The organism is Sorangium sp. So ce394 (assembly GCF_051474665.1).
Classification (GTDB): domain Bacteria; phylum Myxococcota_A; class Polyangia; order Polyangiales; family Polyangiaceae; genus Sorangium; species Sorangium cellulosum_D.
Window position 1 is genome coordinate 2,448,029 of the sequence record NZ_CP150339.1, and the last position, 24,455, is coordinate 2,472,483.

Here is a 24,455-nt window from a genome sequence, read left to right on the forward strand (position 1 = left end):
CTCAACCCCCCTTCGGCGCGGCCGTGCCGGCCGCGGGCTTGTCGACGGCGGGCTTGTCGCCCGCGGGCTTCTTGATGGCCGGCGCGGGCTCGGGCCGGTCGGCCGCGGGCGCTGCCGGCGCCGCGGGCGCCGCCGCCGCGGGCTTCGCGCCCGCCGGCGCGGCGACCGCGGGCGCCGCCGCGGGCTTCGCGCCCGCCGGCGTCGCAGCCACCGGCGCAGCGGCCGCGGTGGGCTTCACGAGGCGCCCGGCCTTCGGGGCGCCCGGCTTCGGCGTGACGAGCGCGATCACGCGCCTGCCCTGGGGCAGGAGATCCGCGGCCGCCTTCTGCAGGTCGGCGGCCGCGACCTGCTCGTATCTGGCCACGTCCTTCGGGAAGTACCCCGGATCGCCGGTGAGCTGGTTGTAGTTGTTGATGGCGTTCGCGCGGTTGGTCACCTGCTCCATGCTGAAGATCAGGTCCGAGAGCAGCTTCGCCCGGGCCCGGTCGTGCTCGTCCTGCGTCGGCGGCGCCTTGCGCAGCTTCTCGAGCTCGGCGTCGATCAGCTTCAGCGCCTGCTCGGGCGACTTGCCCTTCTTCAGCGTGGCCGTGATCTGGAACGTGCTGGCGAGCTGGCTCGACTGCTGGGCCGCGAACACGTCCTGCGCGATCTGGAGATCGTAGACGAGCTTCTTGTACAGCCGGCTCGTCTTGCCCGAGGCGAGGACGTTGGCGACGAGGTCGAGCTCCGCGTCGCCGGGCGCGAACATCGGCGGCGTCACCCAGCTGATCGTCACGCGGGGCAGCTCCACGTCCGCCTCGATCTCGAGGCGCTTCTCGGTCGCGAGGTCGCCGGGGTCGGGCTTCGTCACGACGGGCGGCGGGGCGCCCTTCGCGATCGGGCCGAAGTACCTCTCGACGAGCTCCTTCGCCCGGGCGCGATCGATGTCGCCCGCCACGACGAGGGTCGCGTTGTTCGGCACGTAGAACGTCTTGAAGAAGGCCCGGACGTCCTCCATCCGCGCGGCGTCGAGGTCCTCGGGCGTGCCGATGGTCAGCAGGTGGTAGGGGTGGCTCTCCGGGAACATGGCCGCGCGGAGGAACTGCGGCACGAGGCCGTAGGGCGCGTTCTCGTAGTTCTGGCGGCGCTCGTTCTTCACGACGTTGCGCTGGCTCGCGAACGTCTCGTCGTTCGCGTGATCGAGCAGCCACCCCATCCGGTCGCTCTCCAGCCAGAGCGCGAGCCCGAGCTCGTTGGCCGGGACGGTCTCGAAGTAGTTCGTGCGGTCGGCGTTGGTCGTCCCGTTGCGATCGCTCGCGCCGGCCCGCTCCAGGTACTTGAAGAACATGTCCTCGCCGACATGCTTCGAGCCCTGGAACATGATGTGCTCGAAGAGGTGGGCGAAGCCGTTCTTCCCCTTCGGCTCGTCCTTGGAGCCGACGTGGTACCAGAGGTTGACGGCGACGACGGGCGTGCGGCGATCCTCGTGCAGGATCACCTCGAGCCCGTTCTCCAGCGTGTACTTCTCGACCGGGATCATGACGCTCACGCTCGTCGTGGCCGGCGTCGCCCCTGCCGGCGCCGGCGCGGCCGGCTTGGCCCCGGGCGCGGCCGTCGCGGGCTGAGCGGCCGCGGGCTTCGCCGCCGTCGCGGGCTGCGCCGCAGCGCCCGGCTTTGTCGCGGGCTGCGCGGCCGTCGCGGGCTGCGCCGCAGCGGCCGGGGGCGCCGCGGCGGGGGGCGCGGCGTAGGCGGGCAACGTCAGGCCGAGCGCGGCGACGAGCGCGCTGGACAGGGACGAGAGCGCCCGGAGGCGCCTCCGTTCGGACGGATGGTTGGCTCGCATGGGCGCGGTTCTAGCGCAGATCGCCCGAGGCCGAGCGCAAACTTCGCTCGTGGCGCGCGAGGAGCGCCGCCGCGCGGGTCACGCCCGGCGGCGCGCTCCGGTCAGAAGAACTGCGTGACGAACAGCTGGTATGGCCCGAAATCCACCGGCGTGCGTCCGCTCACGGTGATGGAGCCGAGGCCCCCTCCCGAGCTCATCCCGAAGATCGAGGCGTTGGCCCCGTCCGTCGCGCCCGGGCACCCCCCGAGGGCGCTGGAGCAATGGACATGGATAGGATTGCAGGCATCGTCCGCGGTCTTCAGCGTCATCGGGAATTCCGTCAGGCCGCACGACGACACGAGGATGGGGACCCCCGGGCATACGGGGACATAGTACGGCTGCTCGGGGCTGCTCGGGCCGCACAGGGCCGCGGGCGGGATCGGCGCCCCGGTGGTGTCGCCGCTGAAGAGCCCGCTGCCCGCGATCACCCCGGCGCCTTCGCCGAGGCATGTCGGGCGCTCGAACCGGAGGCGCACCAGGCCGGAGTCCCCGGGCCTCACGGCCTTGACCACCACCGTGTAGGCGCCGGCCGGGAGCTTCGCCGCGAAGTGCGCGCCCAGCGACATGGCGCCGCAGCTCCGGGCCGCGCAGCCGACCGGGGCGCCGCCGCACCCGTCGCCCTCGAGCACCGCGAGCACCGTGTCGATCTCGGAGTCCAGGGTCCCGAGGTAGACGACCTGCTCGGACGGCAGCGTGAACCGGAAGAACACCTCGCCGCCCTCGCCGCCGCACGAGAGGGCCACGTCCGACGTGTTCTCCGCGGTGATCTGCGCGGCGTAATCCATGGACGCCGCGAGCTCCCCCGGCGTCTCGCAGCTGTCGGCGCCCGGGATCGGCGCGCAGCCGTCGTCGGGGACGCCGTTGCAGTTCTCGTCGACCTCGTTGCCGCACACCTCGGGGAGCGGCACGACGCACCCCGCGCCCGCGCAGCCGTTGTCGGGGACGCCGTCGCAGTCCTGGTCCACGAGGTCCCCGCAGATCTCCGGCTCGGGCACGCACGCCGTGTACGCCGGGACGTGGACGGGCACCTCGACCACGTTGTTCTCGATCGACTGCTCGGCGACCGCGCCGGTCGGGTTGACGGCGACGCGGAGGATGTAATCCCCCTCGGGCACGTCCGTCACGTCGACCCACTGACACGGCACGCCGACGTCGTAGATGTCGGCCCACCCCGCGCTCAGAAAGTTGCACCCATTGCCCCCCGAGGTCGGGAAGCCCGGCGTCGCCGGGGACTCGAGATCGAGCGGTTCCATGTCCGTCAGGCAGAACGCCTGCTTGTGGCCCCGCGCGATGACCTCGCCGTTCGCGTCGACCAGCCGGTAATCGGTGAACTCCCTGAAATGGAAGTGCCCGTGGCACTGCGCGTACTCGAAGAGCGGGTTGTCGAACTCGGAGCCCGGGTCGAGGTGGGCGGGGCCAGCGTTCTCGATGCGCCCCTCGAACTGGAGGAGGTGCCGCCTGCCGGGGCCGGCGATGCACCCTTCCACGATCTCGCAGGCGTCCGCGGGGAACGTCTGGTACGAGAACTGGACCGTGTCGACGATGCGCTCCTTGTTCGGGCGCAGGTCGGGCACCATGCAGACCCCGTCCGCGCACGCGTGGCCGCTCGGGCAGCACGCGCCGCCGCACATCGCGCCGTCGCAGGCGGGGTAGTCGACGGGGAGGACGATCGTGTTGTTGTCGAAGCTCGCCTCCGCGATCGTCCTGTTCGGGTTGACGGTGATCTCGAGCTCGTAGAGCCCCGCCGGCACGCCGGTCACGTCGACGGCGTTGCACGCGACGGTGCCGGGCTGATCGACGCGCTCTCCCGGGCCGAGGCCCTGCGCGCTGCAGCTGTACTGGCCGCCCGGCGTCGCGACGCAGCGCGCGTCGAGCTCGGCCTCGGCGACCGCCGCCTCGCCCTGCTTGAGGCGCGCGCGGAAGAAGCGCGGGACGACGTAGCTGTCCTCGCAGAAATTCGGCTCGAACACGGCGCTCTCCGAGGGCGCGCCGAGGTCGAGCGGCACGTCGCCGGCGTTCCGGAGCGAGACGTTGAAGCGCAGGAGCGCCCGCCGCCCGCTCGCGCCGACGCAGCCGTGCATCAGCTCGCACGCGTCCTCGCCCACGGTGATCGCGGCGAACGTGACGGGCTCTCCGCGCTGCGCGGGCTCGAGCACGAGGTCCGCCGCCGCGCAGCCGCCGTCCACGCACGCGGCGCCGGGGCTGCAGCACGCCGCGTCGCCGCAGGCGCGCGCCTCCTCGCACGCGGCCGTGCAGCCCGACGGCTTGCCCTCCGCGTCGATCTCGCACCGCGTGCCTTCGGGGCACACGAGGTCCGATCCGGCGCACCGGACGCCTCCTCCGTCCCCGCCGTCGCCGCCGCCGGCGCTCCCGGCGGCGCCGTCGCCGCCGCCGACGCTCCCGCCCTCTCCCGAGCCGCCGCTTCCTCCCGTGCCCGAGGGCGGATCGGCCTGACCGTCGTCGCCGCAGGCGGCCACCGCGACAACGAAGGATCCCGTGAGCAACGCGCTGATCAGCTTCTTCATGTTCACCCGGTGAGGTTCGACGACGCGCGCGGAGCGGGCGGCGTCGTGTCGCCCCTGCGCGCAGCGAAGCAAGGCCCGCATGGTAGGCGCGCGCGCGGTGCGCGCGGTGGAAGACAGCACGCGCGCAGCGGCCTAGGACTCCGATCGGCGCCGAGGAGAGGTCCCTCGATGTCCGGCGTGCTGCGAGCGGCGCGGGCGCGGTGCGACATCGGCGTCGCGGCGCCTCGGGCCGCACCTCGCGCCGTGACGTGCGACGCGCGCCGCGCCTGGGCCGACGCTGGAGGGCGGGGGACTGCGTATTTTCCTCAGCTCACCCGAGGAGCGTATACTCTCGCCGACATGGCTCCTGTCGTCGTCATCACCGGTGCATCCAGCGGAATCGGTCGGGCGCTCGCGTTCTCCTGGGCGAAGCGCGGGGCGAGCGTGGTGCTGAGCGCGCGCGGGCGCGAGGCGCTCGATCGCGTCGTCGAGGAGGTGCGCGCGGCGGGCGGCGACGCCCTCGCCGTGGCCGGCGACGTGACCGCCGAGGAGGACCGTAAGGCGCTCTGCGAGCGGACGCTCACCGCGTACGGCCGGATCGACGTGCTGGTGAACAACGCCGGGCGCGGCTACTACGCGCCGTCGCTGGAGATCGACCCCGCCGAGCTCGAGGCGATCTACCGGCTCAACGTCGTCGCGCCCGTGCGCCTCGCGCAGCTCGCGATCGAGCCCCTCTCGGCCGCGCAGGGCACGATCGTCATGGTCTCCTCGATCGCGGGGCTCGTCGCCGCGCCGCGGATGGGCGCGTACGCCTCGTCGAAGTTCGCGCTGGAGGCGCTCTCGATGTCGCTCCGCGCGGAGCTCTCCTCGCGGGGCGTGCGCGTGCTCGTGGTGCGCCCGGGCCCGGTCGCGACCCCGTTCCACGCGAACGCCGTGGTCACCGACGACAACGTCGGCTACCGCCCGCCGGGCCACAAGCCGCAGAGCCCCGAGGAGGTCGCCGAGGGGATCGTGCGCGCCGTCGAGGCGCGCCAGGACGTCTGGGAGACGAGCCTCTTCGTGAAGACGGCGAGCCTCGCCGCCCGCGTGGCGCCCGGCCCGATGCGCTGGATCTCGAAGCGGATGGCGCGCCGCTCGGGGCTCTGAGCGCTCAGAGCGAGCGAAGGAAGGCGACGACGGCGTCGCGGTCCTCCCTGGGGAGCGCCACGAAGCGCTGCTTCGCGGCGTCCGCCTCGCCGCCGTGCCACAGGATCGCCTCGACGACGTCCCGCGCGCGGCCGTCGTGCAGGAGCTGGGTGTGGCCGTTCACCGCCTCGAGCAGCCCGATGCCCCAGAGCGGCGGCGTCCGCCACTCGCGCGGCCCCGCCAGGGCTTCGCTCGTCGATGTGTCCGCGAGCGCCTCGCCCATGTCGTGGAGGAGCAGATCGCTGTAGGGGTGGATGATCTGATCGCGCAGCTCGACGAACGGGTGATGGCTGCCCGTCTTCATCGAGGGGACGTGGCAGCTCGCGCACCCTGCCTGGCTGAACAGCACCTCGCCGCGCTGGACCGCCGGGTCCGCCGTGTCGCGGCGCGGCGGCACGCCGAGCGCGCGCATGTAGGCCGCCATCCGGTCGAGATCCTCGTCGGAGAGCTCCGGCGTCCCGCTCGCGCTGGCCCGGCAGCCCGCCTGCTCCTCGCCGCACTCCTCGACCGGGAACAGGCTCGTCGTCACGCCCATGTCCGCGACGAGCGCGTCGGCGACCTGGTGGGGCACGCTCACCTTGCCCGCCTTCCAGCCGAAGCGCCCCAGCCGCAGCGCCCCCGAGACCGGATCCGGGATCAGGTTCGGACGGCCCGAGATGCCGTCCTGGTTGCAGTCCATCCCGTCCGCGCGCTCGAGCACCGCTTCCTCCGCGATCGCCTCGAGGAGGCCCATGCCCACGACCGGCCGGGCGACGCGGACCGAGTAGCTCGCGATCTGCCCCGCGGAGAGCCCGTCGAAGCGGAACGTGGGCCGGCGCAGGACATACGGCGTGCCGTCGGGGAGCTGCCCGGGCTCCTCCGCGTAGGCCACGGTGGCCGTGCCCTCGCCGGGGCGCCCGTCGGGCCCCTTGTCCTGCAGCTGCCGGCCGTACATCGGGTCTGCCGCGGGCTTGCCGTCGGCGCTCGCCCCGGCGCCGAACAGCTTCACGACGGCGGTCTCCATCGCCTCGCCGGGCTCGGGCGGGGCGCCGCGACCGTTGTGGATATGACAGCCCGCGCACGTCGTCTGGTTCGAGAGCGGCCCCGCCTTGCCCGCGTGCTCGTCGAAGGCGGGATTGCCGCCCTCGGTGTGCTCGCCGGTGGCGAAGTCGGTGTGGAACAGGCGGCGCCCCTCGAGGAAGCGCTGGATCGAGCCCTCCTGGATGTTCAGCGCCATCTGCTCGTAATAGAGGTGCGGCTCCGCGTAGATGTACGGGATCGTCCCGTCTCCGCCCGACAGCGCGGCCTCGTTCGGCTGGTCGAACGGCGTCAGCTCGCCGCTGCCGACGCGGTAGCGGAACGTGTCGCTGTAATAGCTGGTCCTCCCCTCGACGGTGGCCGGGTCGAGGAACACCCCGAACTCGAACTCGAGCAGATCGCCCTCGCGGATCTCCCTGCCTTCCCTGGCGTTGCGATCTACGACGAACTCCCAGTGGGTGCTCGTGACGCGGTCCATGCCGTTGTTCGAGTGGAACACGTTGCCGTCGCCCGTGTACCAGCAGCGGAAGTTGATCACCTGCGTGTCCGACGCCTTCGCGTTCGGGAGCCAGGTGAACTTGACCGTGCTGCCGCCCGCCGGGATCGCGTCCTCGACGATGAACTTGTAGCTGCGGTTCTCGAAATAGCGCGGCTGGAACGGGCTGAACTCTTCCTCTCGCTCGTGGCGGCCGCGCACGCGCCCCGCCGCCTCGAGCGTGATCGTCCCGTCCGCGGCCGTCGTGGTGATCGCCTTGCCGCCCGCGGCCGCGGGGAACAGGGGGGCTATCTGGCCGCTCACGCCGGAGCACTCGCCGGGGTCGACCTCGCCGCCGGGGCAGGTCGCGGCGGGCGGCGCGCCCGAGGAGAAATAGGCGTAGATGGCCTCGACGTCGGCCGACGTGATCGCCTGTTCGCCGAAGCCCGGCATGCGGCCTTTGCCGGTGCGCACCTGCGCCGTGAACGCCTCCAGGGAGCCGTCGAAGGCGAACAGATCGGGAAACCCGCCGCTCGTCCCGCCGTGGGCGCTGTGGCACCCGCCGCAATTGAGCGCGAACGCCCGCGGCAGCGACGGCCCGCCGTCCGCCTCCACGCACGGCGCAGGAGGGGGATCGCCCCCGCCGCCCCCGCCGTCCGGCGGCGCGCCCCCGCCGCCCGGCGGGGGAGACGCCGGCGACGGGTCGCCCGCGCACCCGAGCCCTGCCGCGCAGGCCGCGAGCAGCCCGAGCGCGACGTGGAGACCCCGAGACAATAGCCGACGTGTGCGGCGTTCGATCATCGCGCTACCCTCCGACGTGAGCCCATCCAGAAAAACCGCGATTCCCCGCGCTACCGCAGGATCTCCTCGAGCAGCCGGTTCGGCTCGCCGCGGAGATCGTCGCCGAACGACGCGACGCCCAGGCCGTAATACTGGTTCATGACGGTGAACCACAGATCGCGGAGCTGGCGATCGCTTCCGAGCGCGTCGTAGGCGACGTGCGCGTCGTTCAGGAAGACGCCGTCGCCGCCCAGAAGGACGATGGGCAGATCGTACGCGTCGTGATCGTGCGTACGCATCTCGCTCATGTACATCATCACGCAGTGGTCGAGCACCGTCCCGTCGCCCTCGGGGATCGCGTCGAGCCGCTGCGCGAGCTGCGCCGTCTTCTGGCCGAGCCAGCAGTTGATCGCCGCGAAATCGAGGTTGCTCTCCTCGACGACCGCGTAGCGGCCGCCCTCGTTCGTGCTGCCCAGGTTGCCCGGGCCGTGCTGGCAGGAGTGATAATGGAGGCTGCTGCCCTCCCGGTACTCGAGGCCCACCTTCGCGCGGACGTCCGCCGGGATGCACCGGTACTCGAACTCGGAGCGCGCGTCGTCGAGCATGTGGGTGACGACGCGGGTCACGTCGCATTGAATGGCCATGACGATGAGATCGATCATGACGTTCGCGTGATCGTCGTGCTTGTACTCGCCGGCCTCCGTGCTGTCGTTCTCGTTGAGCCCCTCCTGCTGTCCGGGCGGCTCTGGGACGACGCCGGGCTCGCGGATCGGGCTGCAGCCGAGGCTCCCTTGCCCCGGCGTCATCGTCGACTGGACGCGGGTCACGTTCTTCTCGATCGCGCGCAGCGAGTCCAGGTATTGCTGGACGATCTTGCGATCGTCCGAGCCGACCCGGTTCATGAGCGAGTTCGCGTCCGCGAGCACGGCGTCGATGACGCTCTTCTCGGTCGCCGCGCGGCGCTCCGCCTCGATCCTGGCCTGCTCGTCGGTCTGCCCGGGCACGGGCGCCGCGGGCGCCGCGCCCGCGGCGACGAGCGCGTCGAACACCGCCTTCGGGTTGACCGAGCGCTTGAGCGGCTCGCGCGGGCCCTTCCAGGAGACGGCCTGGTTGTAGGCGTAGCTGCGCCCGTCGAAGAAGCCTGGCTTGACCCCGAGCCCCGTTTGCAGCGACGGGATGCGGGTCGCCTGCTCCGGGCCGGCCTTCTGGACGATGAGCTGGTCGACCGAGACGCCGTTGCCCACCCACTCGCCGAGGTCCTGCCCCGCGGCTCTCCCCAGCTGATCGGCGTCGACGCAGGTCGACAGCGCGGCGGCGCAGCGAGAGTGGGACGGTTCTATGAACGGGTTCTGCTCCTTGCTCCAGGTGTAGTTGCCGAGGCGGCTTATCATGAGCATCTTCGACTTCACCGGCGCGAAGTGCTCGAGCACCCTCGGCAGCTTGAAATCGGCGCCCTTCAGCGTCTTTCCGAACGCCGGGGCCGTCTCCCACCAGTGGTGGGGCGCCCCGTTCGGGAAGGTGCAGAGCACGAAGCGCTTCGGCGTGCCGGGCTCCCCCGCGCGCGCCCGGCGCGGCGCGAGGCTCTCGAGAAACGGCAGCGCCAGGCAGACGCCCGCGCCGCGCAACAGGTTCCTGCGTGTCATCAAGCGTTTCATGTGCGCATCGCTCCTTCGTGACCGGTGTCGTTCGACAAGCGCGCCCGCGGCCTCACTGCGCCTCGCCCTTGCCTCCGCGGAGGCGGAAGGCGTCGCTGGTCACCACGTGCTTCACGAGATCCGCGAGCGTGCCGCTGTCCCAGCGCGCGGCGATCTCCCTGAACGTGGACATGTCCGCGCCGGTCGGGCGCCGGCGCAGGGCGTAGGTGAAGAGCTGCTCGGAGGGGCAGACCCCGAGCTGGGGGTCTGCCTGGAGCTTGGGCAGGAGGCCGGAGAAGTCCTGGAACTCCGTGTCCTCGAGCTTGCCCGTCGCGTCGATCGGATCGCCGTTCGGGTACTCGGTCCGGTAGGCGCCGATCGCGTCGAAGTTCTCGAGGCTCAGCCCGATCGGGTCGAGCACGTCGTGGCAGCTCGCGCAGTCGGGCGACTCGCGGTGCTTCTCGAGCTTCGCGCGGACGTTGTCGACCGCGCCCGAGCCGCTGCCCGGGGCGTCGAGCTCGGGGATGTCCACGTTGGCGGGCGGCGCCAGGGGCACGCAGAAGAGCTGCGCCAGGATCGTCTTCGCGCGGGACGTGGGCGAGGTGCGATCCGCGCGCGACGACAGCGTGAGGAAGGCGGGGAGCGTGAGGAAACCCCCGCGGACGCCCTCGGGATCGCGCGCGGTGAGCGGATCGAGCAGCGGATTCGCCGGGTGGGGCGCCGTGAGGAACTCGGACCACGGCCGCTCGCCGGTGGTGAATTCGGCGAAGTAGGCGTTGGCCTGATCGAGCATCGCGCCCTTCACCTCGTCGCTCCAGAGCGGGAACAGGGACGCGTCGACGTTGTGGCTGGGGAGCGTGCGCGTGCCGAGCCACTGGCCGAAGAAGTTCTGGAAGAAGGCGGCGGTCTTCGGGTCGTCCAGCATCCGGTCCACCTGCTGCCGGAGCTCGTCCTCGGTGGCCAGGCGATCGCCCTCCGCCGCGTCGAAGAGCTCGTCGTCCGGGAGCGAGCTCCAGAGCAGGTACGAGAGGCGCGAGGCGATCTCGTAGCCGTTGAGGGCGCCCGGCGATCGCTCCGAATCGGGCCCCGCCTCGATCCGCAGGAGGAAATGCGGCGATGTCAGCAGGCTCCGGACGACGTGCTGCACCGCCTGGACCGGGGACATCTCGAGGGTGCTCAGCGCGTCCGCGTACTGCGCCGCGTACCGCTCGACCTCCGCCGCCTCGAGTGGGCGCCGGAAGGCGCGCAGCCCGAAGCGCTCGATGATCTCGCGCGCGCACCCGTCGCCCGCGCCCTGCGCCGGGTCGCACACGAGGATCTTCGCGCGCTGCGCCTCGTTCGAGAACGCGTCCTCGGCGAGCTTCCTGGCGGCGTCGTAATACCCCTGGACCAGGACCTGGGACAGGTTCGAGAGCGCGCTGACGCTCGCGTCGAAGCCCTTCGCGCCGAAGGCCGGGAAGCCGTCCGCGGGCCTCAGGCGCGTTCCCAGGAGGTGGGCGACGGTGTTGTTGTACTCCGACGCCGTCATGTGGTGCAGAGGCATCCCGCCTGGCGCGGCGGAGGGGGCGTCTTGCTCCGGAGCGTCCTCGCTCCCGAGGATGCCAGTGCACGAGATGCTCAGGAGACACCCCCCGGCAGCGAGCCAGGGGCGCGCGAACACCCGGTCAAGTCTGAACGTCATCGTCGGCTCCCGCGTGTGAATCGGCAGATACCCCCTCGTGGCCGGAGCGCGCTGCGTTCGTGATCAAATCGACAGCACAGGCGCGCTAGGATCAGGCCGTGCTCTGTGCGCAGAAGACTACGGTGATGGTGTTGCTCCTCGGGCTGTCCGGGTGCGGAGCGGACGTGGAGATCGCGGTGGGTCGCATGAACCCGGCGCCTCCGGCGAGCGGCGGCGGAGCGGACAGCGGCGGTGAGGCGGGCAGCGGTGGGGTAGGGGGCAGCGGCGGTGTAGGGGGCAGCGGCGGTGTAGGGGGCAGCGGCGGTGAAGGGGGTAGTGGTACGACTCCGTGCGATGCGCTGCCGTCTCCCATACATCGGTACACATTCGATGGGACGGGAGCGATCGTCGCCGATACCGTCGGCGGCGCCGACGGCGAGATCCTCGGCGGCGCGAGCCTCGATGGCGGAGGGGTGCTCGACCTCGACGGCGACGACGATTACGTCGATCTGCCCGCGGGGCTCCTCTCCGGATTGCGCGATGTCACCGTCATGGCCTGGGTCGCCCGCGACGGCGGAGGCGCCTACCTGCGCATCATCGACTTCGGCATCGGCAGCGGGGGCGAAGATCCGGTCGAGGGCGACGGGAGCGTGGGAGAGTCCTACCTGGTCATCACGCCGTCGACGGGCTTCGACGCGCGGGGGGTCGCCGCGCTCGCGAGCGACAGCGGCGCGGCGGGCGAGGTGGCGATCCCCACCACGCCGACGCTCGACGACGGCGAGATCCATCAGGTCGCCGTCGTCTTCGACGGCGCGGCCGCGTCCCTGGCCCTCTACCTGGATGGTGCGCTCCTCGGCAGCGCGCCGGTCGGCTTTCCGCTCTCGGCGATCCAGGACGTGAACAACTGGCTCGGGCGGTCCCAGTTCGATCAGGACCCGTACTTCGGAGGGCGCTACGACGAGCTGCGCATCTACGGCGAGGCGCTGGCCGGCTGCGCGATCGAGGCCGCGTGGACCGCCGGTCCGGATCGGCCGTGACGCTCAGAAGGCCAGCGCGAGGCCGAGGCGGGCGCTGAGACCTGCGGCCGGGGGGCGATAGACGGTCCCCTCGAGGTTCTCCACGACGAAGCGGGGCCGCTGCAGCGGGACGAGGGCGTGCAGCGCCCCCTCGACCTTCACGGGGGCGGCGACGCGCCACTCGAGCAGCGCCCCGAGGCCGGCCGCGAAGATCGGCGCCGTGCGGGTGAAGGGCTCGTCGACGTCGCGCCCCCGGGCGAGGAGCCAGTGCTGGCGGCCGAGCGCGCAGACGTACACGCCGAGGGGACGGCCGAGGGCGCGCGCGCACGCGTCGATTTCGAGGAACCAGAGCCGGAAGTCGGCGCCGGCGGTCCGCCCGGCGATGCGGCCGGAGCTCGACGGCACCACGCCGGCCGCCGCGTCCGCGCGGAGCCAGCCGACGCGGAGCCCGCCGCCCGCGGCGACCCCGACGCCGATCGCCGGGACGAGCGCCTGCTCGACCTGCGCGCTCAGCCAGAGCGCCCCCTCCACGGGGCGCTCGTCCGGCGCAGGCGGTCGGTTCGCGGCGGGCGGCGGGCTCCGCGGCGCGCGGCCCCGCGCAGGCGGCGGCGGGCGCGGCGCGGCCGCTCCGTCGCCGCCGCTCGCCGGAGGTTGCGCGGGCTGCGCCGGCGGCGCGGCGGCATTCCGCGCGGCCGCGTCGGGGTCGATCGACATCGCGACGATCAGCGCCGCCGCCCGCGCCATGGCCGCGCAGTCGTCGCCGTGGATCGCGCGCTCGCCGGGCACCGGCGCGCGGATGCGCAGATCGAGCCGGAGGCGCGCGCCGCCCCGGCGGGCGACGGCGATCTCGACCGCGATCGGCTGGCGCTGCGCCGACGTTCCCAGCAGCCGGTCGATCTCGCTCCGGACCTCGTCGGCCGGCGGGCACCCGTCCGGCGCTTCCCAGCGCAGATCGATGGTGCGCGGCTCGGCGGGCGCCGCGCGCGCGCGGGCAGGCAGCAGCCCCGCCGCGACGATCAGGGCCTGCAGGGCCGACGGGGCCCAGGCCGCTCTTGAGACGTGCACCCGCGCACTCTACTCCTCCTGCCCGCACGCGGCGCGCACGCGCGTCGCGAGCGGCGAGCCCGGGCTCTGCGCCAGCAGCTTCGCCGCGATCGCCCTGCCGGCCGCCGCCCGGCCGGAGCGGCAGAGCGCGATCGCGCGCGAGGCCTCGCGCTCGGTCGAGAGCACGCCCCGCGGGTAGCGGCTCCCGTGCTCGTTCAGCTTCGAGAGCGCCTGCGCGAACTGGCCCGCCTGCAGCGCCTGCTGCGCGTCGCGCAGCAGCGCGACCTCCGCGTCGAGCCCCTCGGCGCCCGGCCTCGCGGCGGTGGCCGTCGGCGCCGGCGCGCGCGCCGGCGACCCGCGCGACACGACGGCCGCTGCGGGCGCGGCGCTGGCCGCGGGTGCGCTGGCCCCGGCGGGCTCGCTGGCCGGGGGAGGGGCGTTCACCCCGGTAGAGGCGCTGGCCTGCGCGGCGGCCCTGGTCTCGGCGGAGGCGCTCTCCTCGGCGGAGGCGCTGGCCTCGGCGGGCGGAGGCGCCTCGTCGCCCGGCGCGCCGGAGCGCGCTGCGGCGTGCGGCGCTCGGGGCGTCAGGCCCGCGGCCCTCGGCGCTTCCGCCGCGTGCGGCGCGGGCGCCCCGCCCGACGCCGGGAGGTAGAGCGCCGCGCCCGTCGCGAGGCCCACGATCAGCGTCGCGAGCCCGATCTTCAGCGGGGCGCCGAGCAGCGTGACGGCCGCCCCCTTCGCGACCGCCGCGCCCGCGCTCGCGGCCGCGCCCGCGGCGGAGCCGACCGTGTGCGCCGCCGCCGCGGCGCTCGCGGCGCTTCCGGCCCCGGCGCTCGCCGAGCCGACGGCGCCGGCCCCCGCGGCGCCCTTGGCGCTCGCGGTCACGGCCGTGGCCGCCGCCCCGGCGAGGCCGAGCCTCGCCCACACGGCCGCGCGCATCCGCCGCCGATCGTCGTCGGTCGGCTCGTCCTCGTCGCGGAGGGCGTTCAGGAGCGCCCGCTCCCCAGGCCCCAGCTCATCCATCGCGGCCTCCTCGGATCCTGGCGTGGTGGCGGCGCACCGCGTCGGAAAATGCCTGTCGGGCGGCCCTCAGCCGCGCATATACGGTGTTGATGTTCACGCCGATACCCTGAGCGATCTCCGTCGCCGGCATCTCTTCCAGCTCGGCGAGGAGGAGCACCACGCGCTTCTCCTCGTCGAGCGACGCAAGGAGGTCGTGCGCCACGCGCGCGGCCTCCGCCCTCGTCATGGCCTCGTACGGGCTGAGGTCGCTCGGCCCTGCGAGCTGCTCCGGATCCACGGTCTCCCCCGTCCCGCGGTGGGCGGGGCTCTTGCGGCGCAGCGATCTCCGGTGCGTCTGCACGACGTTGACCACGATCCCGAAGACCCACGTCTTCAGCGACGAGCGGCCCCGGAACTCCGGGAGCCGCCGGTGCACGACCACGAACACCTCCTGGCACACGTCCTCGTGCGCGGAGGCGTCCACGCCGAGGCGGCGCACGGTCCGCCAGACGAAGGGGAAGATCTCCTCGTACACCTCGGCGAAGTCGGGCGGCGCGCCCTGGAGGCTGGCCGCGGCGACGGCGGAGACCGCGCCGGCCGGCGGCGGGGTCGACGGAGCGACCGCCGCGCGGGCGGTCACTGGCTGCACCTCTCCGCGTGGGGCAGGGAGACGTAGAGCTCGCCGAGCGCGGTGAGCTCCCCGCTCGCGCCGAGCAGGTCCACGTTGGGGATCGCGTCGGTCCGCCCGGAGAACCAGGCGTAGCGGAAGACGTCGGGGTCCGATTCGAGGAGGGGCACCGCTTCTCGCATGTACGCCGCCTGGGCTTCGGGCGACCGATCCGCGCCGTCTCCGCACGAGAACTCGGTCAGCCAGATCGGGCGCCGGTAGCGTTTGAGCTCGCCGAGGTACCACTCGAGCGCCGGCCTGTCGCAAGCGTACCAGTGCGCCGCGATGAAATCGACGCGGCAGCCCTCGCACGCGGCGAAGAAGGCGTCGAGGTACGCGAACGGATCGGTCTCGTGGCAGCCGCCGCCGCAGAAGTTCACGGCCGGCGAGACGAGCTCCAGCCCCTTCTCGTCGGCGATCTCCTCGAGGTCTGGCCACAGCGCCGCGGCCTCGGCGGCGGAGAGGTTGGCCTGAGCGAAGAAGTTCGGCTCGTTGAACGCGAGCAGGTACTTCGCCCCGCTCGGGATCGCCGCCTTCACCTGGTCGGCGTCGAAGTGGCCGCCCCAGACCATCGGTACGAAGTCGACGCCCAGGTCGACGTAGGCGCCTCCCCGGAGCGCCTCGTCGGGGACGGTCGCCCAGTTGTACCACCAGCCGACGCTGGCCGAGAGGGCCGAGAGGTCGGCGACCGAGTGGTAGCCGTATCCGATGCCGCGCTTGCACGGGCGCCCCGCGGCCGCTCCGCCGTCGCCCGCGCCGCCGCCTGCGCCGGGGCTGCCGCCGTCGCCCGCGCTGCCGCCGTCGCCAGCGCCGCCGCCGCCGCCAGCGCTGACGCTGTCCCCCGCACCGGCGCCGTGCCCTGCCGCGCTGCCGGTGCTGCCTGGGCCCACGAGGCCTGCGCCGCCATCGCCCGCGCCGGTCGCTTCTTGGACGTTTCCTGCGCCACCATCGCCGTTCGCGTCTTGGTGGAAAGATTCCCCCACGCAGGCGACGGACAGGAAGATCCCGAGCAGGGGGCTGATGCCGCACAGAAGGGTTTTGGGGTCTCGACGCATGGCTCGAGGGGGCTGGTGGCCGGAGCCGCCGCGTTCCGTGATGAAAAGTGGAGGGGTGGGGATGTGGGGCTCATCGGGCGGCGATCCGTGGGCTGGCGTTTCTTGGCGTGCGGGGGGATCATCACGGCTGCGCACCGCGGCCGACAGCTCGCACCTCCGCGCGCTTGACGGCTGCGAGGAGCGCGCCGAGGAAAACCGGATGACACCCCCTCGCTGGCTTGCCGCGCTCGCGGCGCTCACCCTTCCTTTGGCGGTCTCGGCGACGGCCCTGACCCAGGACGCGGCTCCCCTCCCGCCGCCGCCTCCTCCTCCGGAACCGCTTCCGTCTGCCTCCGCGCAGCCAGCGCCGCCGCCGCCGCCCGCGCCCACGCCGTCGCCGTCCCCGCCGCCGGTCCCGCCCGCGCCGGCGCCGCCGCCTGCGCCTGCGCCCACGCCGATCCCGTCGCCATCGCCGCCGGTCCCGCCCGCGCCGGCGCCGCCGCCCGCTGCGCCGGCGCCGCCACCGGTCGCGCCCGCGCCGCCTCCTCCGGTTGCACCCGCGCCGCCGATTGCGCCCGCGCCGCCGTATTCGCCGGCGCCGCCGTACTCGCCGGCGCCGCCGTATGGGCCGTCGCCGCCGGTCGGGCCCGCGCCCGCGCCGCCGCCGCCGGTTGCGCCCGCGCCGCCGCCTCCCGTCGCGCCCGCGCCGCCGCCTCCCGTCGCGCCCGCGCCGCCGGTCGCTCCGCGTCCGTCCCGGAGCCAGCCGGCGCGTCCGAGCGCTGCGCCGCCCCCGGTGGCGGGCCCGGTGACCGTGGACGAGCCGGAGCCTTCACCGGCCGAGCCGGAGGAGAAGAAGCAGGACAAGGAGCCCGGGGACAAGGAGCCCGAGGACGAGGGCCGGGACGGCGTCCGGCTCCGGTATGGCAGCACGCTGGGCGGCGGGATCATCAAAGCGCCGACGGGCACCGGCGGCGTCTTCGCCTGGACCGGCCGGCTCGGCCTCCAGATCAATCACCTGTTCGGGATCTACTACCAAAACACCCCGATGCTGACGCTCACCCCCGAGAGCACCGACAACAGCGCGGGGTTCGACGCCGGGTTCATCGACTACAACTCGCTCCTCGCGAGCTTCACCTTGTTTCATGTCCTCGACTTCGGCGCGGGCCCATCCATGGACTACGTGGCCGTCGCGAGCTGCTCCGCGACGCTCGCGGGCCTCGAGTCGGGCGCCGGCTGCGCCAGCACCTCGGACTGGTACTTCGGCGCGCACGCGCGGGGCGCCCTCATCCTCGGCGGCCTGTCCGGCGACGGGCCGCGGCGCAGCGGGTTCGCCCTGGCCGCCGAGCTCCACCCGGTGTTCCTGCCCGAGGGCACGACCTTCAGCTTCACGCTCGGGCTCGGCGGAGAGTGGTATTGACGAGCGCGAGCCCCGCCCGCTAGTCGCTAGCTCCGCGTGTGAGAAATCCCGCCAGCAAAACCGGTCGATGACGAGCGGTCGCCGGAAATAGTAGCAATTTCATAGCTTCCGCCTGTCTCGCCGCCGCGGGCGGCTCCGGTGTGGCGCGAAGGGGCGCCCTCCGCCGCCGCGTCGCCCGCGGTGATGGTTCCGCGGCACCACCAGTCCCACCGCGCGGCCGCGCCGCACGCGCCGTTTGACATGGAGAGCCTTACGCGATCCGCATCCCTCCTGGAAGAGTGACGCTGTGTCAGCAACTTATGCATGCAGCGAGGGGGCCGCTTTCACCCCGGATCGCCGGGCAACCTGCGAGACGACGCGACTGGAGGCTGACGCGTGCCGCGTGAGGTATTGTCGTGCATGAACCTATCCAGAGTCGATCTGAACTTGTTTTTGGTGCTGCACGCGGTCCTCGAGGAGCGCAGCGCGACGCAGGCGGCGAGGCGGCTGCACGTCACCCAGTCTGCCGTGAGTAACGCGCTCGCGCGGCTGCGCCACATTATCGGGGACCCGCTCGTCGTGCGTGGCGGGCGCGGCCTGGTGCCGACACCTCGAGCCTTGCAGCTGAGGCCACTGGTCGATGCGGCGGTGAGCCAGCTACAGGCGATCATCGACGCGCGCCAGTGCTTTGACCCGGCGCAGAGCGCGCGACAGTTCACCCTCGCGTGTGGCGACAATCACGCGGCCGACGACGTGCCGAGGATCGTCGAGGAGCTATCACGCAGAATGCCCCGCGCGAGCCTCCGGGCGGTCACCGCCGAGCATGCCATCGCGAGCGATGGACTCGCGACCGGCGACGTCGACGCGGCGATCGTCCCGCGAGGAGCCGCCGACGAGTCAGACCGCTTTTCCCAGGAGCTCTACATGGAGGACGTGGTGCTGGTCGTGGGGCAACAACACCCTCGGGTCCGTCGTGGCGTGAATCGAGAGCTGTTCAATTCGCTGAAGCACATCGACATACTCATCGCGCAAGGCCGGCCGGGGATCGGTCATCGCATCGCCGAGCGACACCTGGCCGAGCATGGCCTTCGCCGCGATGTGGTGCTCGCGGTCCCTCACTTCTTCACGGCGGCGGCGGTGGCGGCGCGCACGGATTACGTGGTCGGAATGCCGCGACGAGCCGCCGAGCGGTTTTGCGCCTTGCTCCCGCTGCGGATCGTCGACTCCCCGCTCCACGGGCTTCGGATGTCGATGGATCTCGTGTGGCATGCCCGTACCCATGCAGATCCCGAGACCCGGCACTTCCGGAACGTTGTCATCGATGCTCTGCGGAACCCGGTGGAACACGGACGCCGCGACCTCGCTCGGAAGCCGAGGCGGAACGCGCGCATCGCCCCGTCAAATCGGGCTGTCGGCGGCTCGCCCCGCGTGCGGTCCTGACGCCAGGAGCGCTTACGCTCGGGTATTCAGATCCATGATGTCGTGCATCACCAACGTTCACTGGCCAGGGTGATCCGGCGCCTGTAAAGTGCATCCTGCGAACGGCTCGACGGATCTGGTGCTGCTCGACTCCAACTAACGGAGATATCTCGCGTCGAGACCGCGGCGCGGGCGGGGAGAGCGCGCACCCTCCCTGGCCGTTGTGCGCCGATAATTGAGCGTGCGAAGGAGGAACAAATGGATGATCGACGACGATCGAGCGGGGCGCCTTTGCTGCGGATAAGCAGGCTGGCCCGAGGAGCTGCGTGCGCGCTCGCGGGGGCGCTCTGGGCTACAGGGTGCAGCTCAAGCGATGGCGGTCAGGCATCAACGGGCGCTGATCCGCGGGATGCCGTGCTTGATCCGCCGGCGATAGGGCTGCAGCTCGTCACGTCACCGGTTCGGCTCGAGCCGGGCCAGGAGCGGTACATCTGCTGGACGGCTTCGGTTCCCGAAGGGGAGCCGCTCGCGGTGCGATCGATCGAGGCGCTGATGCCCGCGGACGCGATCCACCACTATCAGGTCTCGATCGCTGAGAGTGCGATCGAGAGCGGCGCCGACTGCGACGCCAACATCGACGGCGCATTCGTCGCCGTTGGCGGCCCGGGCGCGCCCACGCAAGTGTTCCCTGAGGGGACCGCGCTCGTGCTGGACGGCGGGACGCAGCTGTTCATGCAGCTTCACCTCATGAACGCCGGGACGACCCCCGTCGAGGTGCCGCCAGCATACGTCAACCTGGTGGGCGCAGAGCACGCCGACGGGCTCGCGCGGGCTGGTATTCTCATCGTGGGGCAGGGCGACTTCATCATCCCCGCCAACGCGAAGGACGTGATCGTGACGGCGGAATGCACGCTGGACCGGCCGCTGGAGCATACGTTCATGATCTTCCCGCACATGCACATGCTCGGCCGCCGCATCCAGGCGGAGCTCGTGCGCCAAGGGGGCAGCCGCGTCCCGCTGGCCGATGTGGACTGGAACTTCAACGAGCAGAAGTTCTACGATCTCGACGAGTCGGCGGCCGCCGGCGAGCGGCTGCTCGTGACGTGCACGTACGACAACCCCACGCCGCGCGACGTCCAGTGGGGGATGGGCACGCTGGACGAGATGTGCACGGGCTTCGTTTACTATTACCCTGCGGTCGAGTTGTCCTCGTTTTGTCTCGTGCCCGATGACCCCACCTGAATCGGGTTCACCCTGCCGGCGCGCGGCGTTCGGCGCCTTCTCGGCGACTCCGGCCCGGCAGCGGCATCGGCCGCCGCGCACCGCAGCTCGGGCAGAGGCCGCGCCCAGGCCCGTCCCCAATTCAGGGAGTGCACAACCCCAGGAACAGCGCGATGATGCGCCCCGGACGACCATCCAGGGGTGAGAGCCGCGCTCGGCCCTCGCACGACGCGCGACGGGGGTGGGGTTGGTGCAGACGGCAGCTGGCGACGATGAAGAGACCTTGTGCATCGATCCGCGGTCGCTGATCGAGGCCCTGGACGACCCCGCGCTCGTCATCGACGCGCGGGGCGCCATCCGGTGCAAGAACGAGCCGCTCGAGCGGCTCCTCGCGGGCCCGGGAGCGCCGATCCTGCCGCTGTCGCCGGAGGGCGATCGCGTGCTCTTGCCTCCATCCCCCGCGGCCGTCGACCTCGCCCGGATCCAGGCGCTCCTCTCGGGCGAGATCGACCGCGCCGAGATCGAGCTGCCGGACGACGGCTCCGGCGCGCCGCGCTGGGCGCTCCGCGGGCTCTCCTGCTCGATCGGCGGCGGCCGCTGCGCGCTGCTCCGCCTCATCGACCTGGGCGAGCGCCGCGCCCGGGAGCACCAGCGCCGCTGCGCGCAGGTGATCGCGTCGATGCAGCTCGGCTGCACGTTCCTCACCCTCGACGACCCGGCGGATGACCGGTCGCTCCGCTACATCTACAGAAACCCCGCCGCCGAGCGGATCTCGAGCAGGCCCACGGCGGCGATCGTCGGCCAGACCATGGACGAGAGCGTCCCCAGCCTGCGCCGGGTCGGCCTTCCGCAGCGCTACGCGGAGCAGATCCGCGGCGGCCGCGCCGCCGAGGGCGAGGTGGTCTTGCCCGCGGAGGAGGGCTCGCGCGTCTTCACGACGTGGTCGTTCCCGCTGGGAGAGCGGTGCCTCGCCGTGCTCTACGAGGACGTCACCCAGCGCCGGGCGACGGAGGCGTCGCTCGAGGGCACGCGCGTCCTCCTCGACGCCATCATCGACAACCTGCCGCTCCTGCTCTTCGTCAAGGAGGAAGCGGAGCTCCGCTACGTGCGGGTGAACCGGAGCTTCGAGGAGTTCCACGGCTATGCGCCGGGAGAGCTGATCGGCAAGCGCGTCGCCGACTACTTGCCGAAGGAGCTGGCCGCGAGGATCGACGCCGAGAGCCGCGCCGTCCTTGCGGGGGGCGTGCCGGTCGAGATGCCCGAGATCCACGTCTCCTCGTCGCGCCTCGGGCCCCGCATCGGCCACGCCCGGTGGATCCCGATGGAGGCCGCCGAGGGAAAGGGCCGTTATCTCCTCGGGATCATCGAGGACATCACCGAGCGCAAGAAGATCGATGACGCCAAGCGCCACGAGGCGATCCCCCTCGAGACCCAGCGGCGGCTCGTCGAGCTCATCCAGGAGCTCTCGACGCCGAGCATCCCCATCCACCCGGGCATCCTCGTCGTCCCGCTCGTCGGCCAGATGGATAGCTCCCGCGGCGCTCAGTTGATGGAGTCGCTCGTCCGCGCGGTCGAGCGGCACCAGGCCGAGTTCGTCATCATCGATATCACCGGCGTCACCTCGGTGGACACCGCGGTGGCGAGCCACCTGGTCCAGGCCACGCGCGCCGCGCAGCTCCTCGGGGCCGAGTGCAGCGTCGTCGGCGCCTCGCCCGGCGTCGCCCGCACCGTCATCGATCTCGGCATCGAGCTCGGCCAGCTCTCCACGCACCGGGACCTTCAGGCCGGGTTCCGGTCCGCGCTGGCGCGGAAGGGGTACAGGATCACGCCGCGCGCCGCGCGGAGGGCCTGAGGCGCGGCGCGGCCCGCGCGCTGCTCGCGGGCCCGCATCCGCGGTGATTACGGCGTCTGTCTCACCGCAGCGCCGCGCGCAGCGCGCGGACGGCCTGGCTCTGCGTCGGCTGCTCGAGGAAACGCGCGAGCCACGCGGGGTCGAGCTCGGGAAGGAACGCGCTCCGCGCGCGGGGCTCATACCGCTCGTCCGAGAGCGCAAAGACGCGGAGGCCCTCCTCGCGATCCCACACCCAGACCTCCGGGACGCCGAGCCCTCGATAGATCTCGAGCTTGTCGAGACCTCCGTGCGTCCAGACGACCTCGATGGCCAGGTCCGGAATCTCCTTGTTCGTAGCGCCGACCATGTAGCACTCGTCGGGCTCGGCCCCGCGCTCCTTCGGCGCGTTGCGGAGCGTCCACGCGCCGTATCCGCTGAGCTCGATGCCGCGCTCGTCGCAATAGGCCTCGAGGAGCCGCGCGATGGTCGTTTTGACGCCCTCGTGACTGCGAGACGGGCTCATCAGCTCGATCGCTCCGTTCAGGTAGTACATGCGCACGCCGGCCCGGTCCCCCCGTACGGCGAGGAGGATCTCGTAATCCTTCCACGTCATGCCGTAGAGGATGACGTGCTGGTCGCTCTCCTCGTGACGGGGCCGCGGTCGCTCGGCCTCGGAGACGGCGTTCGTCGGGACAGACTGCATGCGCAGGAAGATACTCGACGATGAAGCCGGCGGCGAGCCGCGCCATGCGCCCTGCGGCTCCTTCAAGCCATGCGCCCTGCGGCTCCTTCGAGGCGCGCACTACGCGCGGCCGGGCGCCAGCGCTTCCCTTCGAGCGCGTCGATGGAGGGCCGGTCGCTCTCCCGATCGTCACCTTGCGCCCCCGCCCCGTCGCCGCGGTGATATCCACGACCGCGCACCGCTCGGGTCCCGACGGCCGCCCGCCGGCCCTCGGCGAAACCTTTGCGGATCGCCCGTGTCCAAGGAGACGTGATGCGCTCGATCCCCCGCTCGATCTTCTCCGCCCTCGCCGCCGCGATGGGGCTCTCCCTCGCGGCCTGCGCCGCGGCTCCTCCGCCCGCGGCGCACGCGCCCGTCCCGCCGGGCGACGCCCGCGCGGCGACCCCGCCGCCGCCTCCGCTCCCCGAGCAGGAGGCCTTCGCCGTCCACGGCACGCTCAAGGACGAGTTCCTGCCGCTCCTCAAGCAGGCGCCGTTCGACCCGAAGGCCGCGCTGGTCCCCCCGGCGCCGGCCGGCGTGCCCGCCCCGCCGGCCGCCTGCGCGGCGTTCGCGCGGCGCGCCCCCGTCGCGCCCGCGCGGCCCTGCGGCGATGTCGGGGGCGCCCTCGAAGCGCTCGACGCCGCGCTCGCCGAGGAGGACGCCGCGAAGCGGGACGCGCGGCTCGCGGGGGTCGAGGCGTGCGCGGGCCTCGAGACGGGGCTCGCGCGCGCGCTCCGGGCCGAGCTCGCGCCCGCCGGGTGCGGCGACGCCGTCGCCGTGCCGTACCTCGAGGCGCCGCCCGCCACGCTCAAGGGCGACCTCTACCAGGTGCTGCTCGGCCTCACGCTCTCCGCCCGGCTCGCGCGCACCGCGACCGAGCCGCCCGCGCTGCGGCCGCCCTACGACGTCCAGCGCGTCGTCGCGTTCACCAAGGGGCCGCTCTTCGCGTGGGTGACGGACCAGGCCCGCGCGATCGAGGATCTCGGGCGGCTCGGGATCGAGCTGCCGTTCTACGCGAAGGGCATCGTCGCCGTGGAGTCCGGGCGGGCCGACATGCGGCTCGTCGAGGCGGTCAGGTCGGCGCCGCTGCCCGACGCCATGCGGAAGGACGCGGAGCTCAGCAACGTCTACTACGGCGAGCTCGACCAGCTGCTGGAGCCCTGGAAGAGCCGCGGCCGCGACGCCGCGCTGGTCGGCCTGCGCGAGCTCTCGTCGGTCGGCGTGATCCGCGACGACCGCGTCGACGGCGCGCGCGCGATGCTCTCGCGCCTCTACGGCGGCCGCCGCGTCGACGCGCTCGACGCGCTGGAGCTGCCGCCGCTCCCGGCGGTCGCGCCCGCGTCGGGCGTCGAGCGGCTCGCGGCCCGGCTGCCGACGTACTACGCGGGCCGCCTGATCCCGGCCGAGATGGCGGCGCGGCCCGAGCTCCTGCGCGTCCTGCTCGGCCGCGGCGTCCCGCTGCAGCACCGCGCGGCGCTGCGCTCCGCCGAGCTCTCGCCCGAGGCGCGGCAGCTCTATGCGCGTGCGCGGCTCGAGCTCGGCCGGCTGTACTGGCGCGCCGTGGACTTCGACCAGGCGACGGCGCTGCTCGCCGCGTGGCCCGAGGGCGCCGCGCGCCCGCCCGAGGCGACGATGCTGCTCGCGCTCGCCCTCGGCCTGCGCAACGGCCCGGAGGACGCGGCGCTCATGATGCGGCGCGCCCCGCTCACCGGGCTCGGCCTGGGCGATCTCGCGGCGCTCGACTGGGTGGCGCGCGCGAAGCCGGCCTCGCCGTACGCGGGCATCGCGGCGTACGACGCGGCGCTGATCAAGCAGATCGCGGCGCCGCAGGGCGCGGATCCGAGCTACTGGGCCGACGTGGCCGCGCGCTTCCGCGAGGCGCAGTCGCTCCTCGCGGGGCCGCTCGCGAAGGCGGCGGAGGAGCGGGCGCGGGCGGCGGAGGAGATCGGGCGGGCGGCGCGCTGAGGCGGGGGCGCCGCGGCGCGGGC

The 24,455-nt window shown here is 72.9% G+C and carries 17 protein-coding genes; 7 read left to right on the plus strand and 10 right to left on the minus strand.

What is annotated here, in order from left to right; translation table 11 throughout:
* Nucleotide 1: 1 nt before the first annotated feature.
* Nucleotides 2–1,822 (minus strand): M16 family metallopeptidase, encoded by a 1,821-nt coding sequence (locus WMF33_RS09060; protein ID WP_437336768.1) that lies wholly within the window; start codon nucleotides 1,820–1,822, stop codon nucleotides 2–4.
* A 101-nt stretch (nucleotides 1,823–1,923) separates the two neighbouring features.
* Nucleotides 1,924–4,386: a lysyl oxidase family protein gene (locus WMF33_RS09065; RefSeq protein WP_437336769.1), complete on the minus strand. Its 2,463-nt coding sequence runs from the start codon at nucleotides 4,384–4,386 to the stop codon at nucleotides 1,924–1,926.
* Nucleotides 4,387–4,725: 339 nt separating this feature from the next.
* On the opposite strand from WMF33_RS09065, the gene WMF33_RS09070 reads away from it, so the two are divergent.
* Nucleotides 4,726–5,511 carry an SDR family NAD(P)-dependent oxidoreductase gene (locus tag WMF33_RS09070; protein ID WP_437336770.1) on the plus strand — a complete coding sequence of 262 codons (786 nt, stop codon included), beginning with the start codon at nucleotides 4,726–4,728 and terminating at the stop codon, nucleotides 5,509–5,511.
* A gap of 4 nt (nucleotides 5,512–5,515) precedes the next feature.
* On the opposite strand, the gene WMF33_RS09075 is transcribed toward WMF33_RS09070, so the two are convergent.
* The 3 genes from WMF33_RS09075 to WMF33_RS09085 are packed head-to-tail and all read right to left on the minus strand — an operon-like array spanning nucleotide 5,516 to nucleotide 11,137.
* Nucleotides 5,516–7,843, minus strand: a complete 2,328-nt coding sequence (locus WMF33_RS09075; RefSeq protein ID WP_437336771.1) for a di-heme oxidoredictase family protein — start codon at nucleotides 7,841–7,843, stop codon at nucleotides 5,516–5,518.
* Between the two features lie 50 nt (nucleotides 7,844–7,893).
* Nucleotides 7,894–9,477, minus strand: a complete 1,584-nt coding sequence (locus tag WMF33_RS09080) for a DUF1552 domain-containing protein (protein WP_437336772.1) — start codon at nucleotides 9,475–9,477, stop codon at nucleotides 7,894–7,896.
* A gap of 52 nt (nucleotides 9,478–9,529) precedes the next feature.
* Nucleotides 9,530–11,137: a DUF1592 domain-containing protein gene (locus WMF33_RS09085; protein ID WP_437336773.1), complete on the minus strand. Its 1,608-nt coding sequence runs from the start codon at nucleotides 11,135–11,137 to the stop codon at nucleotides 9,530–9,532.
* Nucleotides 11,138–11,235: 98 nt separating this feature from the next.
* On the opposite strand from WMF33_RS09085, the gene WMF33_RS09090 reads away from it, so the two are divergent.
* Entirely contained in the window at nucleotides 11,236–12,153 is a 918-nt protein-coding gene (locus tag WMF33_RS09090; protein ID WP_437336774.1) for a LamG domain-containing protein, read from the plus strand.
* 3 nt (nucleotides 12,154–12,156) lie between these two features.
* Here WMF33_RS09090 and WMF33_RS09095 read toward each other — a convergent pair whose 3' ends face one another.
* Genes WMF33_RS09095 through WMF33_RS09110 form a run of 4 tightly spaced genes read right to left on the minus strand, consistent with a single transcriptional unit; the run spans nucleotide 12,157 to nucleotide 15,900 of the window.
* On the minus strand, nucleotides 12,157–13,197 hold the full coding sequence (locus tag WMF33_RS09095; RefSeq protein ID WP_437336775.1) for a hypothetical protein: 1,041 nt from the start codon (nucleotides 13,195–13,197) through the stop codon (nucleotides 12,157–12,159).
* Between the two features lie 9 nt (nucleotides 13,198–13,206).
* Nucleotides 13,207–14,199: a hypothetical protein gene (locus WMF33_RS09100; protein ID WP_437336776.1), complete on the minus strand. Its 993-nt coding sequence runs from the start codon at nucleotides 14,197–14,199 to the stop codon at nucleotides 13,207–13,209.
* The gene (locus WMF33_RS09105) at nucleotides 14,192–14,818 is read right to left on the minus strand and encodes an RNA polymerase sigma factor (RefSeq protein WP_437336777.1); all 627 of its coding nucleotides are present in this window, start codon (nucleotides 14,816–14,818) and stop codon (nucleotides 14,192–14,194) included. Before WMF33_RS09105 ends, WMF33_RS09100 begins: the two co-directional genes overlap by 8 nt.
* The gene (locus tag WMF33_RS09110) at nucleotides 14,815–15,900 is read right to left on the minus strand and encodes a glycoside hydrolase family protein (protein ID WP_437336778.1); all 1,086 of its coding nucleotides are present in this window, start codon (nucleotides 15,898–15,900) and stop codon (nucleotides 14,815–14,817) included. Before WMF33_RS09110 ends, WMF33_RS09105 begins: the two co-directional genes overlap by 4 nt.
* A 784-nt stretch (nucleotides 15,901–16,684) precedes the next feature.
* Between WMF33_RS09110 and WMF33_RS09115 the strand changes: the two genes are divergently transcribed.
* The 4 genes from WMF33_RS09115 (at nucleotide 16,685) to WMF33_RS09130 (ending at nucleotide 21,767) form a co-directional block, all read left to right on the plus strand.
* The gene (locus tag WMF33_RS09115; RefSeq protein WP_437336779.1) at nucleotides 16,685–17,296 is read left to right on the plus strand and encodes a hypothetical protein; all 612 of its coding nucleotides are present in this window, start codon (nucleotides 16,685–16,687) and stop codon (nucleotides 17,294–17,296) included.
* 399 nt (nucleotides 17,297–17,695) lie between these two features.
* Entirely contained in the window at nucleotides 17,696–18,715 is a 1,020-nt protein-coding gene (locus tag WMF33_RS09120) for a LysR family transcriptional regulator (RefSeq protein WP_437336780.1), read from the plus strand.
* 237 nt (nucleotides 18,716–18,952) lie between these two features.
* Entirely contained in the window at nucleotides 18,953–19,936 is a 984-nt protein-coding gene (locus tag WMF33_RS09125) for a hypothetical protein (protein WP_437336781.1), read from the plus strand.
* A 229-nt stretch (nucleotides 19,937–20,165) separates the two neighbouring features.
* Nucleotides 20,166–21,767, plus strand: a complete 1,602-nt coding sequence (locus WMF33_RS09130; protein ID WP_437336782.1) for a PAS domain-containing protein — start codon at nucleotides 20,166–20,168, stop codon at nucleotides 21,765–21,767.
* Nucleotides 21,768–21,828: 61 nt separating this feature from the next.
* Here WMF33_RS09130 and WMF33_RS09135 read toward each other — a convergent pair whose 3' ends face one another.
* Complete coding sequence (locus WMF33_RS09135; protein WP_437336783.1) at nucleotides 21,829–22,449, minus strand: Uma2 family endonuclease; 621 nt, start codon at nucleotides 22,447–22,449, stop codon at nucleotides 21,829–21,831.
* A gap of 291 nt (nucleotides 22,450–22,740) precedes the next feature.
* Here WMF33_RS09135 and WMF33_RS09140 point away from each other — a divergent pair, with 291 nt between their 5' ends.
* Nucleotides 22,741–24,432 carry a hypothetical protein gene (locus WMF33_RS09140; protein WP_437336784.1) on the plus strand — a complete coding sequence of 564 codons (1,692 nt, stop codon included), beginning with the start codon at nucleotides 22,741–22,743 and terminating at the stop codon, nucleotides 24,430–24,432.
* Nucleotides 24,433–24,455 lie beyond the last annotated feature (23 nt).

Coding starts and splice junctions, on each gene's coding strand:
- WMF33_RS09060 (WP_437336768.1), bottom strand. CDS start 1,822: ATGCGAGCCAACCATCCGTCCGAACGGAGGCGCCTCCGGGCGCTCTCG.
- WMF33_RS09110 (WP_437336778.1), bottom strand. CDS start 15,900: ATGCGTCGAGACCCCAAAACCCTTCTGTGCGGCATCAGCCCCCTGCTC.
- WMF33_RS09140 (WP_437336784.1), top strand. CDS start 22,741: ATGCGCTCGATCCCCCGCTCGATCTTCTCCGCCCTCGCCGCCGCGATG.
- WMF33_RS09065 (WP_437336769.1), bottom strand. CDS start 4,386: ATGAAGAAGCTGATCAGCGCGTTGCTCACGGGATCCTTCGTTGTCGCG.
- WMF33_RS09135 (WP_437336783.1), bottom strand. CDS start 22,449: ATGCAGTCTGTCCCGACGAACGCCGTCTCCGAGGCCGAGCGACCGCGG.
- WMF33_RS09075 (WP_437336771.1), bottom strand. CDS start 7,843: ATGATCGAACGCCGCACACGTCGGCTATTGTCTCGGGGTCTCCACGTC.
- WMF33_RS09080 (WP_437336772.1), bottom strand. CDS start 9,477: ATGAAACGCTTGATGACACGCAGGAACCTGTTGCGCGGCGCGGGCGTC.
- WMF33_RS09100 (WP_437336776.1), bottom strand. CDS start 14,199: ATGGATGAGCTGGGGCCTGGGGAGCGGGCGCTCCTGAACGCCCTCCGC.
- WMF33_RS09125 (WP_437336781.1), top strand. CDS start 18,953: ATGGATGATCGACGACGATCGAGCGGGGCGCCTTTGCTGCGGATAAGC.
- WMF33_RS09070 (WP_437336770.1), top strand. CDS start 4,726: ATGGCTCCTGTCGTCGTCATCACCGGTGCATCCAGCGGAATCGGTCGG.
- WMF33_RS09120 (WP_437336780.1), top strand. CDS start 17,696: ATGAACCTATCCAGAGTCGATCTGAACTTGTTTTTGGTGCTGCACGCG.
- WMF33_RS09085 (WP_437336773.1), bottom strand. CDS start 11,137: ATGACGTTCAGACTTGACCGGGTGTTCGCGCGCCCCTGGCTCGCTGCC.